16 protein-coding genes are annotated in these 16,041 nt (G+C 71.0%); 6 read left to right on the top strand and 10 right to left on the bottom strand.

All coding sequences use genetic code 11. The features are described from left to right. Positions 1–8 precede the first annotated feature (8 nt). A complete protein-coding gene (locus tag DAI17_RS11600) occupies positions 9–1,106 on the top strand; it encodes an ABC transporter ATP-binding protein (protein WP_107773081.1) in 1,098 nt (365 codons plus the stop codon). Between the two features lie 9 nt (positions 1,107–1,115). On the opposite strand, the gene DAI17_RS11595 is transcribed toward DAI17_RS11600, so the two are convergent. The 8 genes from DAI17_RS11595 to DAI17_RS11560 form a co-directional block, all read right to left on the bottom strand. Continuing rightward, positions 1,116–1,796, bottom strand: coding sequence for a hypothetical protein (locus tag DAI17_RS11595; protein WP_107773080.1), 681 nt, complete (start codon positions 1,794–1,796; stop codon positions 1,116–1,118). Further along, positions 1,796–2,194: a hypothetical protein gene (locus tag DAI17_RS11590; RefSeq protein WP_107773079.1), complete on the bottom strand. Its 399-nt coding sequence runs from the start codon at positions 2,192–2,194 to the stop codon at positions 1,796–1,798. Before DAI17_RS11590 ends, DAI17_RS11595 begins: the two co-directional genes overlap by 1 nt. 5 nt (positions 2,195–2,199) lie before the next feature. Continuing rightward, positions 2,200–3,030: a WXG100 family type VII secretion target gene (locus DAI17_RS11585; RefSeq protein ID WP_107773078.1), complete on the bottom strand. Its 831-nt coding sequence runs from the start codon at positions 3,028–3,030 to the stop codon at positions 2,200–2,202. Then, complete coding sequence (locus DAI17_RS11580; RefSeq protein WP_107773077.1) at positions 3,027–3,344, bottom strand: type VII secretion target; 318 nt, start codon at positions 3,342–3,344, stop codon at positions 3,027–3,029. Before DAI17_RS11580 ends, DAI17_RS11585 begins: the two co-directional genes overlap by 4 nt. Continuing rightward, a complete protein-coding gene (locus DAI17_RS11575; RefSeq protein WP_159081493.1) occupies positions 3,341–3,835 on the bottom strand; it encodes a hypothetical protein in 495 nt (164 codons plus the stop codon). Before DAI17_RS11575 ends, DAI17_RS11580 begins: the two co-directional genes overlap by 4 nt. Before the next feature lie 78 nt (positions 3,836–3,913). Further along, positions 3,914–5,374, bottom strand: a complete 1,461-nt coding sequence (pntB, locus tag DAI17_RS11570; RefSeq protein ID WP_199905098.1) for a Re/Si-specific NAD(P)(+) transhydrogenase subunit beta — start codon at positions 5,372–5,374, stop codon at positions 3,914–3,916. After that, positions 5,371–6,915, bottom strand: a complete 1,545-nt coding sequence (locus DAI17_RS11565) for a Re/Si-specific NAD(P)(+) transhydrogenase subunit alpha (protein WP_107773075.1) — start codon at positions 6,913–6,915, stop codon at positions 5,371–5,373. The genes pntB and DAI17_RS11565 overlap by 4 nt, the downstream gene beginning before the upstream one ends. Positions 6,916–7,016: 101 nt before the next feature. Beyond that, positions 7,017–8,030 (bottom strand): LacI family DNA-binding transcriptional regulator, encoded by a 1,014-nt coding sequence (locus tag DAI17_RS11560; protein WP_107773074.1) that lies wholly within the window; start codon positions 8,028–8,030, stop codon positions 7,017–7,019. A 161-nt stretch (positions 8,031–8,191) separates the two neighbouring features. Here DAI17_RS11560 and DAI17_RS11555 point away from each other — a divergent pair, with 161 nt between their 5' ends. From DAI17_RS11555 to DAI17_RS11535, 5 genes are all read left to right on the top strand, one after another. Further along, complete coding sequence (locus DAI17_RS11555; protein ID WP_107773073.1) at positions 8,192–9,475, top strand: sugar ABC transporter substrate-binding protein; 1,284 nt, start codon at positions 8,192–8,194, stop codon at positions 9,473–9,475. Between the two features lie 78 nt (positions 9,476–9,553). Continuing rightward, positions 9,554–11,161: an ABC transporter permease subunit gene (locus DAI17_RS11550; RefSeq protein WP_199905080.1), complete on the top strand. Its 1,608-nt coding sequence runs from the start codon at positions 9,554–9,556 to the stop codon at positions 11,159–11,161. Next, positions 11,161–12,090: a sugar ABC transporter permease gene (locus tag DAI17_RS11545; protein WP_107773072.1), complete on the top strand. Its 930-nt coding sequence runs from the start codon at positions 11,161–11,163 to the stop codon at positions 12,088–12,090. Before DAI17_RS11550 ends, DAI17_RS11545 begins: the two co-directional genes overlap by 1 nt. Before the next feature lie 7 nt (positions 12,091–12,097). Continuing rightward, on the top strand, positions 12,098–13,291 hold the full coding sequence (locus DAI17_RS11540) for an ABC transporter ATP-binding protein (RefSeq protein ID WP_107773071.1): 1,194 nt from the start codon (positions 12,098–12,100) through the stop codon (positions 13,289–13,291). A 43-nt stretch (positions 13,292–13,334) separates the two neighbouring features. Then, positions 13,335–14,288: a glycoside hydrolase family protein gene (locus tag DAI17_RS11535; RefSeq protein ID WP_107773070.1), complete on the top strand. Its 954-nt coding sequence runs from the start codon at positions 13,335–13,337 to the stop codon at positions 14,286–14,288. Positions 14,289–14,292: 4 nt separating this feature from the next. On the opposite strand, the gene DAI17_RS11530 is transcribed toward DAI17_RS11535, so the two are convergent. After that, positions 14,293–15,378, bottom strand: a complete 1,086-nt coding sequence (locus DAI17_RS11530) for an alpha/beta hydrolase (RefSeq protein WP_199905079.1) — start codon at positions 15,376–15,378, stop codon at positions 14,293–14,295. Beyond that, the gene (upp, locus tag DAI17_RS11525; RefSeq protein WP_107773068.1) at positions 15,365–16,006 is read right to left on the bottom strand and encodes a uracil phosphoribosyltransferase; all 642 of its coding nucleotides are present in this window, start codon (positions 16,004–16,006) and stop codon (positions 15,365–15,367) included. The genes DAI17_RS11530 and upp overlap by 14 nt, the downstream gene beginning before the upstream one ends. Positions 16,007–16,041: the final 35 nt, after the last annotated feature.

Here is a 16,041-nt window from a genome sequence, read left to right as displayed (position 1 = left end):
GAACCAGCATGTCGACCAGCGTCACCTTCGACCGGGCCACCCGCATCTACCCCGGCAGCGACTCCCCCGCCGTGGACGCCCTCGAGCTCGAGATCGCCGAGGGCGAGTTCCTCGTCCTCGTCGGCCCCTCGGGTTGCGGCAAGTCCACGAGCCTGCGCATGCTCGCGGGCCTCGAGGACGTCACCAGCGGCCGCATCCTCATCGGCGACCGCGACATCACGCACCTGCGTCCCAAGGACCGCGACATCGCGATGGTGTTCCAGAACTACGCGCTCTACCCGCACATGAGCGTCGCGGAGAACATGGGGTTCGCACTCAAGATCGCGGGCGTCAGCAAGTCCGACATCGACGCCCGCGTGCTGGAGGCCGCCAGGATCCTCGACCTCGAGCCCTACCTCGGGCGCAAGCCCAAGGCGCTCTCCGGTGGCCAGCGCCAGCGGGTCGCCATGGGTCGCGCAATCGTCCGGCAGCCGCAGGTCTTCTGCATGGACGAGCCGCTGTCCAACCTCGACGCCAAGCTGCGGGTCTCCACCCGCACGCAGATCGCCTCGCTGCAGCGCCGGCTCGACATCACCACCGTCTACGTCACCCACGACCAGGTCGAGGCGATGACCATGGGAGACCGGGTCGCCGTCCTCAAGGACGGCCTGCTGCAGCAGGTCGACACCCCGCTGGGCCTCTACGACAAGCCGAAGAACGCGTTCGTCGCTGGCTTCATCGGCTCGCCGGCGATGAACCTGGGCACGTTCCGCGTCGAGGACGGGCAGGCCCTCATCGGCGAGGCCCGGGTGCCCCTCCCCCGCTCCACGGTGGGCGCGCTCACCACCGACCGGGTGCAGCTCGGCTTCCGCCCCGAGGCGCTCGTGCCCTCGTCCGCCGAGGACGCCGCGTCCTTCCCGGTCGAGGCCCTCGTCATCGAGGAGCTCGGCTCGGACGCCTTCCTCTACGGCAACCTCATCGGTGACGACCTGCGTGCCGACCACGTCGTCGCGCGCGTCGCGCCGCGCTCGGTCCCGGCCAAGGGCACCAAGGTCTGGTTCAGCATCGAGCCCGGTCGCCTGCACGCGTTCGACGTCGAGACCGGCGACGCGCTGCCGACCGACTGAGTCCGGACCTCAGCCCTCCAGGAGGCTGGCGGCGCGATCGGCCAGCTCGAGGCGCGCCGCCAGTCCGGTCGCGTCCAGCTCCCCCTCGCGCACGAGGACGAGGGTGTGACCGGACACCACGATCCACACCTGCGCCGCCCGGACCTCCTCGGCCAACGTGGCCAGCGCAGCGGCCGCTCCTCGGTCGTCGCCATAGACGTCCAGTCCGGCGACGACCCGCGGGTGCCCGACCAACGAGTCGGGGATGCTGGCGAGCATCAGCCGCCAGTTCTCCACGCCTGAGACGGCGAAGTCGGGAAGGTCCCGAGCCAGGTCGACGCTCACCCGGTGCTGCAGGAACGGTGACGTGGCGACCGCGCCGGCGTTGCGGTGCGCCATGCGCCAGGTGGCGGCCCGGAAGGGTCGCGGGCGCGAGCCCACCACGAGGAACTCGCACTCCTGGGGCTCGGCCCGACGCGGCGCCCTGTCCTGCGGCAACGGTTCGGACGACGGGTGGCGGGTGGCGGTCCACCCGCGGGCACCGGCCGCCGTCTCGACGTCGTCGCGAGCCGCTTCGACCTCAGCCCCCGACCGTGCGACCTGCCGGTCGGAATCGCTGTCGTCGGTCCGGCGCAGGAACCAGACACCACCGGCGACGACGAGCACCAGGGCCACCACGAAGGCGATGACGTTGAGGGGGGTTGCTGCCATCAGCGAGTGTCGTCCTCGTCGTGCTCGACGCGGCCGGGCACCTCGGCGTCGGCGGCCCGCGCCATGTCGGCGGCGATGTCCGCCTGGTGCGGCAGGTGGTCGTGGGCCACCTGGTGCACCTGGCGGCGCCACTCGAGCACGGCCCGGTCATGAGCCTGCTTGACCGCGCCACCGAGTGCCGAGGGAACAGCGCCGGCTCCTTGCGCGAACTCGAGGTCGACGACCAGCGCAGATCCGTCGACCACGACCGTCACGAGCCCTCGGTCCGAACGACCCACGGCCCGGATGTCCAGCACCGCCCTTGCGGCGGCCTTGGACTCGGCGGCGCGCCGTTCGTTCTGTGCGATGACCTCATCGAGGTTGTCGGCGGTGACGTGGGTGATGAGGGGCTGCTCCACCGTGATCAGTCCTTCCCTGCGTCGCGACCCTGGATGATGCCCTCGGCGACCTGCCCGAGCAGCACCAACAGCTTGTTGACCGCGTCCACGATCTCGTCGATGGACCCTACGCCGAGCGTCATCGCCTCCTTCAGGACGCGCGCCAGCTTGGACGCATCGGTCACCACGTCGGCGATGGCTCCGCACGCCTGCGGGATGACCGCCGGCGCGGCCAGCCCCAGCGTTCCGGTGACCTCGGCGGCGTACACGATCAGACGACCGACCAGGTCGGCGATGATCTCCTTGGTCAGTCCTCGCACGGCCTCGACGACACCGCTCGCGAGGTACATGCCGTCGCCGGTGCACCGGTAGACGTAGGCCGCCTTGTACATCAGGTCGACCATGCCCGTGGCGACGACCCGGTAGGCCTCGGCCGCCTTGCCGGTCCACGACTGGAGGACCCGCTCGACAGCCGCGTTGAGGTCCGCGGCGGCGTCCTCCATCTCGTCGGCCACCTGCTTCCAGGCGGTCCCGATGGACTCCACCAGGTGGGGGTTGCCGGCCAGCGCGTCGAGCATGGACGGCAGGGGCGGCATGTAGTCGAGGAGGAAGCCGGCGACGCTGGAGGCGAGCGTCCCGAACGGGTCGAGCGCGAGCGAGGCGAGCTCGGCCCCGGAACCGGCCAGCGAGATGATCCCGGCGGCCCAGTCGCCGGCGGCGAACTGCTGGCCGGCCTTGACCCCTTCGTCGAAGCCGGGGTTCCACTGGAAGAGGCCGGAGTAGTCCTCCTCGGCCACCTTGCGATAGGTCGTCGGCACCAGCACGTCGCCGGCGGTGGGCACGTCCACGTCGGTCATGCGAGGCGTCCCTTGAGCGAGTTGTGCCGCTCGGCGACCCGGGCGTCGGACTCCTCGAAGTCCTTGGCGGTCTCCTGGAGGCCGGCGACGTGGTGGGCCAGCGCGGCGGCGACCTGCTGCATCGACGACTGGCAGACCGTGCCGACCATGACGCTGGGCGGGGTGAAGAAGGAGCACAGCAGGCCGAACGCGGTCGGCGACATGGCCGTCAGCTGCGAGGCGTTGGCCTGCAGCGCGCTGACCGTGCCGATCACGTCCTGCACGGAGGACGCGCAGGTGGAGAGCTCGCTGGACTGGACGCTCATCTGGTTCACGGGGTGCCTCCCTGGGCGACGTGGAGGATGGTCTGGGGAACGGTGCGGTCGTGGAGCGCAGCGACGGCGCCGGCCGAGACCCGGCGACCTCCGAGGCGTGCCTTGGCCTCGTCGAGGGCCTCGAACGTGGCTCCGCGCAGCTCGTCGGGGGTCATGCCGGACGCCGCCGACGCGTAGTCGACCCGCTCGATGAGCCCCTTGCGGTCGACCGTCACACGCACCGCGCCGTCGCCGCTCTCGCCGGTGGCTCCCGGCGCTCGGGCAGCCAGGTCGGCACGGGCCGACGCGTCGGCGCCTGCCGCCTCCTCGAGGCGGCGGCGGACGGTCTCGGTGATCTCCTCGAGGAGGGCGCGATGGCGGCTGGGCTGGTCCAGCGGCGAGGGGGGCGGGGGGATCGGCCGGGTCACGCGCTCGGTCGGCGCAGGGCCTGCCGGCTCGCGCTGTTCTCCGGCGTCATGACCGGCCCGGGGGTCGGAGGGGATCGACGTCATGGCGCGATGGTCCCCTGAGGTGGCGGCGCGCAAACGTCGACTCACCGGTCGCCCGCGTCGTCGGAGTGCCCGGCACCCTCAGGCGTGCGAGGAGACGCGGTCGAGCGCCCGCACGATGTCGTCGACCCGCTCCTTGGCGTCGCCGAAGAGCATCCGCGAGTTGTCCCGGAAGAACAGCGGGTTCTGCACGCCGGCGTAGCCGGTGGCCATCGACCGCTTGAAGACCACGACGTCCTTGGCGTTCCAGACCTCCAGGACGGGCATGCCCGCGATGGGCGAGCCGGGCTCCTCGGCGGCCGGGTTGACGGTGTCGTTGGCGCCGATCACGAGGACCACGTCGGTCTCGGGGAAGTCGCCGTTGATCTCGTCCATCTCGAGCACGATGTCGTAGGGCACCCGCGCCTCCGCGAGCAGCACGTTCATGTGGCCGGGAAGCCGGCCCGCCACCGGGTGGATGCCGAAGCGGACGTCCACGCCCTTCTCCCGGAGCCGCTTGGTCATCTCCGCCACCGGGTACTGCGCCTGGGCCACGGCCATGCCGTATCCCGGCGTGATGACCACCGACCGCGCGGAGGACAGCAGCTCGGCGGTCTCCTCGGCGGTGATCTCGCGGTGCTCCCCGTAGTCGCGCTCCTCGCCGCTGACGCCGCCGTCGGAGCCGAAACCTCCCGCGATGACGCTGACGAACGAGCGGTTCATGGCCTTGCACATGATGTAGCTGAGGATGGCACCGGAGGAGCCCACCAGGGAGCCGGTGATGATCAGCAGGTCGTTGCTCAGCATGAAGCCGGCCGCGGCCGCGGCCCACCCCGAGTAGGAGTTGAGCATCGACACCACCACCGGCATGTCGCCCCCGCCGATGGCGGCGACGAGGTGGAAGCCCAGCACCAGCGCGAGCACGGTCATCACGAGCAGCGGCACCAGCGCCGTGTCGCCGTCGTCGACCACGAACCACACCGCCAGCGCGGTGGAGACGACGAGGATCGCCAGGTTGAGCAGGTGGCGGCCCGGCAGCATGAGCGGGCTCGAGCTCATCCGCGCGCTCAGCTTGGCCCATGCCACGATCGAGCCGGTGAAGGTCACCGCGCCGATGAAGACGCCCACGAAGACCTCGACGTCGTGGACGGCGTCGGACCCGCCGTCGGTGTGCAGCTCGATCCAGGAGTTGTAGCCGACGAGCACGGCGGCGACGCCCACGAAGCTGTGCAGCATCGCGACCAGCTCGGGCATGCCGGTCATCTCGACGGTCCGGGCCCGCCACGCGCCGATGGCCCCGCCGACGGCCATCGCCACCAGGATCAGGCCGAGCGTCACGCCGAGGGGGCGCTGGTCGCCGTACTGGCTGTTGCGCGCCGCCAGGACGAGGGTGGCGAGCAGGGCCAGGCCCATGCCGGCCATGCCGAGCAGGTTGCCGCGCTTGGCCGTCTCGTGCTTGGACAGCCCGGCCAGCGCGCCGATGAAGCAGATGCCGGCGATGATGTACGCCGCCTGGATGAGGCCGGGCAGCCGGTCGGAGGTCAGGAGGTCGGTCACGGTCAGTCCTTCCTGAACATCTCGAGCATGCGCAGCGTCACCAGGAAGCCACCGAAGATGTTGATGCTGGCCACGAGCACGGCCACCAGGGCCAGCACGGTGACGGCGAGGTTGTCGCTGCCGACCTGCAGGATGCCGCCGACGATGATGATCCCGGAGATGGCGTTGGTCTCGCTCATGAGTGGCGTGTGCAGCGCGTGGGCCACGTTGGAGATGACGTAGTAGCCCACGAACACCGCCAGCGCGAAGACCGTGAAGTGGCCGAGGAAGTCGGGCGGTGAGTACGCCGCGACGAGGGCGAACAGCACGGCCGCGAGGCCGGCGGCGTACCACTTGCGGCGCGGGTCGGGCGGCGGCTTGGCCACCACCTCCTTCCCGTCGACCGGGGCAGGTGGCGCGACGGCAGGGGCCGCTGGCGCGGCGCTGACCTGCACCGGCGGAGGCGGCCACATCGACTCGCCGTCCCGGGCGACGGTGATGCCGCGGACCACGACGTCATCGAGGTCGAGGACGAGCTCGCCGTCCTTGCCGGGGGTGAGGAGCTTGAAGAGGTTGACGACGTTGGTGCCGTAGAGCTGGCTGGTCTGCGCGGCGAGCCGGCCGGCGAGGTCGGTGTAGCCCAGGATCGTGACGAGGTTGTCGGTGACGACCTCCTCGTCGGCCCGGGTGAGCTCGACGTTGCCGCCGTTGGCCGCGGCCATGTCGACGATCACCGAGCCGGTGCGCATCCCGGCCACGGTCTCCGCGGTGATCAGCCGAGGCGCGGGGCGGCCGGGGATGAGGGCGGTGGTGATGACGATGTCGGCGTTGCGCGCCTCCTCGTCGTACATCGCGGCGGTGGCCGCCTCCTGCTCGGCGGTCATCTCCTTGGCGTAGCCGTCGGAGGAGACCTCCTGCTCCATGTCGACGGTGACGAACTCGGCGCCCATCGACTCGACCTGCTCGGCCACCTCGGGACGGACGTCGAAGGCACGGACGACCGCGCCCATCGACCCGGCGGCCCCGATCGCGGCCAGGCCGGCGACGCCGGCGCCGACCACGAAGACCCGGGCGGGCGGCACCTTGCCGGCGGCGGTCACCTGGCCGGTGAACTGGCGGCCGAACGCGTGCGCGGCCTCGATCACCGCGCGGTAGCCGGCCACGTTGGCCATCGAGGACAGCACGTCCATCGCCTGGGCGCGCGAGATGCGGGGGACGGCGTCCATCGCCAACCCGGTGACCTTCTGGGCCTGGAGCTGCTCGATGAGCTTGGGGCTGCGCGCCGGAGCCATCAGGGAGACGACGGTGGTACCCGCGCGCAGGCGCCAGATCTCGTCGGGGTTCGGGGCGTTGACCTTGACCACGACGTCGCTCGACCAGACCTCGTCGGCGTCGGTGACCCGGATCCCGGCGGCCTCGAACGCGGCGTCGGGCTGGTCCGCCGCGGTGCCGGCGCCACGCTCGACCACCACCTCGTAACCGAGGGCCTGCAGCTGTCCGGCCGTGGTCGGCGTGGCGGCGACCAACGTCTCGCCCTCGCGGGACTCCCGGGGAATGCCGATGCGCACGTGATGCCTCCTGTCGGGTCGACGGCGTCAACGTACACGCGGAGCACCCTCCGGCACCGGAGTCTCACGTGGTCTGGGTCACACCGTCCCGCCCCGAGGTGTCACGCCACCGGTGGAGCGACCGAGTCCCGGACGCGCACCGGCATGGGGACGAGCTGCTCGGCGGGGGGTGGCTCGGTGCCGAGCAGCGACTCCACGGCGAGCCGACCCATCTCGAACTCCGGCAGGGCGATGCTCGTCAGGCGCGGCCGCAGCCAGCTGGCGAGCTCGGAGTCGTCGAAGGACACCACCGAGACGTCACGGGGCACCTCCAGCCCGGCCTCGCCGAGGGCCTGGTAGACGCCGAAGGCGATCCGGTCGTTGAGGCACAGGACGGCGCGCGGGCGGCCCCCGCGGGCAAGGGCATCGGCCATCACGTCGTACGCGCCCTCGGGCCACCAGGGGCACGACAGCTGCTCCTCGATCACGAGGCCGGCGTCGGCGAGCGTGGCCTCGATGCCGGCCAGGCGTGCGGTGCCCGGCAGCGACCGGGTGGGGGTCTCCCCCACCAGCCAGATCCCCTCCCGGTGCTCCGCCGCGACGATCAGCCCGGCTGCCGCACGGCCGCCGGCCACCTCGTCGGGCACGATCGAGGGGTACGACGCGTCGCTGCGGCAGTTGAGCAGCACGACGGGCTGCCCCCCGACGCCCCGTGGGGTCGCCACCCGGTCGTGGGAGCTGGTCGCGACGACCAGGCCCGCGACCTGGCGCGCGACGAGGTCCTCGATCAGGGCGGTCTGCAGGCCAGGGTCGCCCTCGGACTCGCAGACCAGCAGCCGGTGCCCGCTCCGCAGGGCCGCCCTCAGGCTGCCGCGGATGAGCTCCCCGCCGTAGTGGCCGGTGGCGATGGTGTCGGCGACCAGCCCGATGGTGCGGCTGTCGCGGGTGCGCAGGCTGCGGGCCGCGAGGTTGGGGCGGTAGTCCAGCTCGCGGGCCGTGCGCAGCACGCGCTGGCGGGTCTCCTCCGAGACCCGCATGTCCCTGCCGCTGAGCACGAAGGAGGCCGTGGTGGGGGAGACGCCGGCCTTGTCGGCGACGTCGCGCAGTCGCACACGCTGCCTCCCGGCTCCCCTCATCGACCGTCCTCTCCGCGTCGTGTCCGAGTTGACACCTCGTCCCTCTTGACGTGATGTAGGTCACACGGTTAACTCCTGCCAAATCGTTTTAGCAGGGTCCGAGGCCCTGGCGCAAGGCGATTCCACCCCTCATCCGCGACATGCGCGAAGGAGCTCCACCCATGCACACAAGAGTCCGCACGATCAGGGCCGCGGCGGGCCTGCTGGCCGCCGGTCTCGTCCTCAGTGCCTGCGGAGGCGGGTCCGACAGCGAGGGTGAGTCCGAGGACAGCGGCGGCGACTCGCCGGCGGCGAGCGGCGGCGAGCTGCTGATCTGGATCGGCACCGGCCCCGGCGAGCAGCCGATCACCGACCTCGGCGAGGCATTCGGTGAGGAGAACGGCGTCGACGTCACCGTCGAGGTCCTCCCTGGGGACCAGCTGCAGGCCAACTTCGTGACCGCCGCCCAGGCCGGCGACGCGCCGGACGTCGTCATGGGCGCCCACGACTGGATCGGCAACCTGGTGCAGAACGGCACCATCGACCCGATCCAGATCCCCGAGTCGGTCTCCTCCACGCTCCAGCCGCTGGCCATCGACGCGGTCACCTTCGACGGACAGACCTACGGCATGCCCTACACGATGAACAACATCGTGCTCATCCGGAACACCGACCTCGCCCCCGAAGCGCCCGCGACGGTGGAGGAGATGGTCGCGGCCGGGAAGAAGGCGGTGCAGTCGGGCGACGCCAAGCAGCCACTGGCCTGGCCGGTCAGCGACACGGGCAACCCCTACTTCATCAACCCGCTCTACACCTCCGGCGGCGGCTACATGTTCGGCCAGACCGACGACGGCAGCTTCGACCCGAGCGACCTCGGCGTCGGCAAGCCCGGCTCGATCGAGGCCTACGAGAAGATCGGCGCGCTGGGCGAGAAGGGCGAGGGCATCCTCAAGCGCTCGGTCAACACCGACAACGCGATCGCCCTCTTCACCGCGGGCGAGACGCCGTTCCTCATCGAGGGCCCGTGGCAGCTGACCACGATCGACGACAGCAAGGTCAACTACGAGGTCTCTGCCGTCCCCGGCTTCGAGGGCATGGACCCGGCGTCCCCGTTCATCACCGTCGACGCCGCGTACGTCGCCAGCGGCAGCGAGAACAAGACCATCGCGCAGGAGTTCGTCACCAACTACTGGTCGCGTGCCGACGTCGGCGCGACGCTGTTCGAGGCCACCAAGAACGTGCCGGCCAACGTCGACACGCTCAGCCAGATCGAGGCCGACAACCCGGCCGTGGCCGCAGTGGCGGCGGCGGGCGCCGAGAACGGCCAGATCATGCCGAGCATCCCGGAGATGGCGGCGGTCTGGGACCCGCTGGGCAAGGCCGAGGCGGCCGTCATCGGTGGCGCCGACCCGGCGTCGACGATCAAGAAGGCCGGCCAGACGATCGAGAAGGCCATCCAGGAGTAGTCCTCCTGGGTTCCGGGGCGGGCGATCGGCCCGCCCCGGAACCGGTCGACCGCACACGACCCCGGCGAGGAGAGTCACGTGGCAGGCAGCACCACATCACCCCCGGGCCGCAAGACGCCCCGGTTCGGCCTCGGCGCCGACGGGACCAGCAGCCCCCTGATGCTGATGGTCAAGATCGTCGGCCTCTCGCTCGTGGCGGCCGTCGCCGTCTGGGCGGCTCTCCCGCTCATCCGCACGGACAACTGGTGGGGACTGGCCATCCTCGTGGGCGTGACCGCCCTGGCGTTCTACGTCTACCTCTCCCCGCGCACGGTGCCGATGAAGTACTTGCTGCCGGGCACGCTCTTCCTCATCGCCTTCCAGGTCGTCCCGGTCGTCTACACGGTCTCGACCGCGTTCACGAACTTCGGTGACGGCCACCGCGGCACCAAGGAGCAGGCCATCACGGCCATCGAGGGCGCCTCGGTCAAGCAGGTGCCCGACTCGGAGATCTACACCCTGACCCTGGCCACCGACGGCGACGCCGCCACGGGAGACATCGTCTTCCTGCTCGGGGAGCCGTCGACGGGCGACAGCTACGTCGGCACCGCGGACGGGCTCGAGCCGCTCGAGGAGGGCAGCTTCGAGGCCGCTACCCCCGGCGGCAAGATCACCGCCGCCGACGACTACACGGTGCTCACGGTGGAGGAGGTCAACGCGCGCCAGGACGACATCACCGCCTTCAGCGTCCCCACCGACGACGGGGCGATCAAGAGCCAGGGCCTCTCCGCGGCGTTCGAGGGTGCGCCGCAGCAGTCCTACGACGAGGAGTGCGACTGCGTCACCGACGCGACGACCGGCAACGTGTGGGTCGCCGACGACGAGGAGGGCTCGTTCGTCAGCGAGGACGGCTCGCAGCGCAACCTCGCGCAGGGCTGGAAGGTCAACGTCGGGTTCGACAACTTCACCCGGATCTTCACCGACGACACCATCCGCGACTCGTTGCTGCGCATCGTGGCGTGGAACTTCGCCTTCGCGATCCTCACGGTGGTCATCACCTTCGCGCTCGGCCTGCTGGTGGCGATCGCGCTCAACAACCCGCTGATGCGCGGTCGCACCCTCTACCGGTCCTTCATCATCCTTCCCTACGCCATGCCGGCCGTCGCGATGTACCTCGTCTGGCGCGAGATGTTCAACCAGGACTTCGGCCTGGTCAACCGGATCCTGGGGACCGACATCAACTGGTTCGGCACCACCCCCAGCTCGATGTTCGCGATCCTGCTCATCCAGCTCTGGCTCGGCTACAACTACATGTTCCTGGTGATCACCGGCGCCCTGCAGTCGATCCCCTCCGACCTCGTCGAGGCCGCCGGCGTGGACGGCGCCAAGCCGTTCTACGCCTTCCGCACCATCACCTTCCCGCTGCTGCTGGTGGCGCTCGCCCCGCTGCTGATCACGTCGTTCGCCTTCAACTTCAACAACTTCGCGGCCATCTTCCTGACCAGCCGCGGCGGACCCTTCCCGCCGGACAACCCCGACGCCGGCGGCACCGACATCCTCATCACCTACACCTACCGGATCGCGTTCGGCGGCTCCGGTGCCGACTACGGCTTTGCCGCCGCCGTGTCCGTGCTCATCTTCCTGATCGTGGCCACCGTCTCGATCGTGAGCTTCCGTCGCACCCAGGTCCTGGAGGAGATCAACTGATGGCACACACGACATCGGAGAGTGCCGTGCAGGCAGCCACGGGCTCGCAACCCCCCGAACTGGTCCGGCACGGGTCGGCCAAGGGTGGCTGGTTCCGGCGCACCGGCTTCAGCCACCTCGTCGGCATCCTGGCCCTGGCCTTCTCGATCTTCCCGATCCTCTTCGTGGTCTCGGCCTCGCTCAACCCGGTCGGAACCCTGAGCTCGTCGACGCTGCTCCCGCGGGAGGTGAGCCTGGCCAACTACCAGACACTCTTCGACGGGTCGTTCCCGCGCTGGTTCCTCAACAGCCTCATCATCGCGTCGCTGGCCGCGGGGATCTCGATGCTGATCTCCGCCTGCGCGGCGTACTCGTTCTCGCGCTTCCGGTTCCGCGGACGCCGTACCGGTCTCATGAGCCTGCTGCTGGTGCAGATGTTTCCCCAGTTCCTGGCCATCGTGGCGATCTACCTGATCTTCGCCGAGATCACCGAGCTGTGGCCGGCGGTCGGCTTCAACACCTCCGCGGGACTCATCCTGCTCTACCTCGGCGGCGCACTCGGGGTGAACACCTGGCTGATGAAGGGCTTCTTCGACACCATCCCCAAGGACCTCGACGAGTCGGCCAAGATGGACGGGGCCACGCACTTCCAGGTCTTCTCCGGGATCATCCTCCCGCTCGTGGCGCCGATCCTGGCCATCACCGGCCTGCTCGGCTTCATCGGGGCGATCAACGAGTTCCTGATCGCCATCATCTTCCTCCGCGAGGACGAGTCCAAGACCGCGGCCGTCGGCCTCTACGGACTGATCGCCGACCCGCTCACCAAGAACGCCAACTTCGGCGAGTTCTCGGCGGGCGCGGTGATCCTGGCGGTGCCGACCGTCGCCCTGTTCATGTACCTCCAGCGCTACATCGTCGGCGGACTGACCGCCGGCGCCGTGAAGGGATGAGTGGATCGTGGCCGAAGTAGTCCTCGACAAGGTCAACAAGCAGTACGAGAACGGCTTCCACGCCGTCAAGGACCTCGACATCGAGATCGCCGACGGCGAGTTCATCGTGCTGGTCGGGCCGTCCGGCTGCGGCAAGTCCACGGCACTGCGCATGATCGCGGGCCTGGAGGACATCACCAGCGGGACGCTGACCATCGGCGATCGGGTCGTCAACACGCTGGCGTCCCGCGACCGGGACATCGCGATGGTCTTCCAGTCCTACGCGCTCTACCCACACATGTCGGTCGCCGACAACATCGCCTACGGCCTCAAGCTCCGCCGGATGGACAAGTCCGAGATCGAGACGCGGGTCAAGCGCGCCGCGGACATGCTGGAGCTCGGGCCCCTGCTGGACCGCAAGCCCAAGCAGCTCTCCGGAGGCCAGCGCCAGCGGGTCGCGATGGGGCGCGCGATCGTGCGCGAGCCGCAGGTCTTCCTGATGGACGAGCCGCTGTCCAACCTCGACGCCAAGCTGCGGGTGCAGATGCGCGCCGAGATCGCCCAGGTGCAGCGCGACCTCGAGACCACCACGATCTACGTCACGCACGACCAGACCGAGGCCATGACCATGGGCGACCGGGTCGCGCTGATGAAGGCCGGCGTTCTCCAGCAGCTCGGCGCGCCCCAGCACCTCTACGACCACCCCGACAACATCTTCGTCGCCGGTTTCATCGGGTCCCCGCCGATGAACATGGCGCTCGGCCGCGTCGAGCGGAGCGACGGCGGGATCACGGTCAGCCTCGGCGGGGCGACGGTGCAGGTGCCCGCGTCCGTGACGGCCGCCCGCCCCGCGCTCGCGTCGTACGCCGGTCGTGAGATCGCCGTGGGCATCCGCAGCGAGGACATGGAGGACGCGAGCCTGGCGCGCGACGCCGCCTCGCGGGCCCGGCTCACCACCTCGGTCGCGCTGACCGAGGCGCTGGGCTCGGAGATCGTGGTGCACTTCCCGGTCGACGCACCCCGTGTCGTCACCGAGGACACCAAGGCCCTCGAGGAGGACGCCCACACCGGGGACGCCCCGGTCTCCCACCACGGCAACATCTGGGTGGCCTCCTTCAGCCCCCGCTCCCGGGTCCGCCACGGCGACCAGGTCGAGATCGCGATCGACCAGGAGCGCCTGCACTTCTTCGACCCCGAGACCGGGCTGGCGATCCGCGACTGATGGCGGCGGAGCACCACGGGAGCCCCGCCGGACGGGGTGCCCCGTGCTGAGGCTGCCCGATCACTGGGTCTGGGACAGCTGGGTCGCCGACGACGGAGAGGCCTACCACCTGTTCTTCCTCAAGGCCCCGCGCTCGGAGGAGGGGCCGGGGTCGCGGCACACGCGGGCGCGAGTGGGCCACGCGGTCTCAACCGACCTGGTGGCCTGGAACGAGTGCCCGGACGCGCTGGGTCCCCTGCCGGGTGGGTGGGACGACCTGGCGATCTGGACCGGGTCGGTGGTGCGCGACGACGAGGGCGTGTGGCGGCTGCACTACACGGCGATCTCCGAGCGGGGCGGGCTGACCGACCAGCGGCTGGGCGTGGCGGTCTCCGACAACCTGATGTCCTGGCAGCGCGTGGGCGACGCGCCCCTGCTCGCGATCGACCCCCGGTGGTACAAGACGCACCCGGCGGACGTCGCGGCCAGCGAGACCTGGCGCGACCCGTTCCTGGTCCGCGACCCCGACGGAGACGGCTGGCACATGCTGGTCACCGCGCGCGCGGTCGGCGGCGGCCGCAACGACGACGGGGTGATCGGGCACGCCCGCAGCCGCGACCTCGTGACGTGGGAGGTGTGCTCCCCGCTGAGCGCGCCGGGCAGCGGCTTCGGCCAGCTCGAGGTGCCGCAGGTCCGGCAGGTCGACGGCCAGTGGGTGCTCGTCTTCACCTGCCACCCCGACGAGCAGACGCCCGAGCAGCGGGCACGCTTCGGCGAGTTCTGCACCTGGTCGGTCCCCGGGGACTCGGCGCTGGGACCGTGGCACGTGGAGCGGGCGCGGCCCTTCACCGCGGCGCCCGCGCTCTTCGCCGCGCCGCTCGTGCAGCGCCGCGACGGCTCGTGGTGCCTCATCGGCTTCCTCAACCGCGAGGCGGAGGGCGTCGACGCGATGGAGATCGTGGACCCGATCCCGGTGCACCTCGAGGACGGCTATCTCGTGGCCGACGAGCAGGCGTGAGGGGTCAGGCGCGCAGCCCGAGCCGCAGCGCCCCGACGATCTCGAAGCCGGCGTCGCGGGCCTCGCTGCTCAGCGAGACCCCGTTGATGAAGGGGTGCACCATTGCCGTGTGGCGGCGCAGCGTGACCGGCACGCCGGCGTCGCGCAGGGCCCGGGCGTAGGCCTCGCCCTCGTCGCGCAGCGGGTCGAAGCCGGCCACCACGACGTACGCCGGCGGCAGCCCGGACAGGTCGTCGGCCCGCAGCGGCGAGGCCCGCGGGTCGCTGCGGTCGGTGTCCGGCCCGAGGTAGTGGTCCTCGTACCAGTCCAGCTCGCCGCCGGTGAGGAAGAAGCCGTCGCCGTACGTCGCCCGCGACGGCGCGTGCTCCGCGAGGTCGACGCCCGGCACGACCAGCACCTGGAGGTCGGGCATCGCGTCCGTGCCGCGCAGCTGCTGGCAGACCACGGCGGAGAGGTTGCCGCCGGCCGAGTCGCCGGCAACGGCGAGGCGCGAGCCGTCGTACCCCCATTCCTCGCCGTGGCGACGGGCCCAGCGCACGGCGTGCACGGCGTCCTCCACTGCGGCCGGGAAGCGGTTCTCCGGCGCGAGGCGGTAGTCGACGGAGAGCACCGCCACGCGGGCGTGGCGGCACAGGAAGCGGGTCACGGCGTCGTGGCTGTCCACGCTGCCCAGCACCCAGCCGCCGCCGTGGAAGAAGACGACCACCGGCGGCGGACCGGCGAAGCCGCCCGGCTCGGGCGCCGGGAGGTAGAGCCGTGCCGCGACGGGCACCTCGCCGTCCTCGTCGAGGGTCAGGTCGTGGACCGCGCCGACCTCGACCCGGGGGCCGGAGAAGGTCCACGACTCCTTCTCCAGCAGCTCGCGGGCGGCGGCGACGGGGAGCTGGTCGTAGGAGGTCTTGCCGGACAGCGCCAGCGCGCGGAGGGCCAGGGCGAACTGGGGACTGAGCCGCTGTCCCTCGCTGGTGACGCCGCGACCGGCGAGCAGCGCCTGGAGCCGGCGCGGGCTGGCGGAGGCCGCCCGGTTGACGGCGCGCTCGAGGCGGTCGCGGCGGCTGGGCCGCAGGACGCCCACGTCAGTGCGCGACACCGTACAACCGGTCGCCCGCGTCCCCGAGTCCGGGGACGATGTAGCCCTTCTCGTTGAGCCGCTCGTCCAGCGCCGCGGTGACCACGGCGACGGGGACGTCGAGGCCCTCGAGGTCGCGCTCGAGCGCGGCGACGCCCTCGGGGGCCACGAGCAGGCAGATGCAGGTGATGTCGTCGGCGCCGCGGTCGGTGAGGAAGCGGATCGCGGCGGCGAGGGTGCCGCCGGTGGCCAGCATCGGGTCCAGGACGTAGCACTGGCGCCCGGAGAGGTCCTCGGGGAGCCGCTCGGCGTACGTCGAGGCCTCCAGCGTCTCCTCGTTGCGGATCATGCCCAGGAAGCCGACCTCGGCGGTCGGCAGGAGGCGCATCATCCCGTCGAGCATGCCGAGGCCCGCGCGCAGGATCGGCACCACGAGCGGCTTGGGCGTCGCGAGCTTGACGCCGGTCGCCTGGGCCACCGGCGTCTGGATGGTGACCTCGTTGACGCGGACCTCCCGCGTGGCCTCGTAGGCCAGCAGCGTCACGAGCTCGTCGGTCAGGCGGCGGAAGGTCGGGGAGTCCGTGCCCTCGTCGCGGAGGGTGGTGAGCTTGTGGGACACCAGCGGGTGGTCGACGACGTGGGTGCGCATGGTGCAGACCCTAGTGGTCGGGCGGGCTTTCAGGG

This window comes from Nocardioides sediminis (assembly GCF_003047295.1).
GTDB classification, from domain to species: Bacteria; Actinomycetota; Actinomycetes; order Propionibacteriales; family Nocardioidaceae; genus Nocardioides; species Nocardioides sediminis.
The sequence above is the reverse complement of the archived record's forward strand: the minus strand, read 5'-3'. Positions and strand labels throughout refer to the sequence as shown.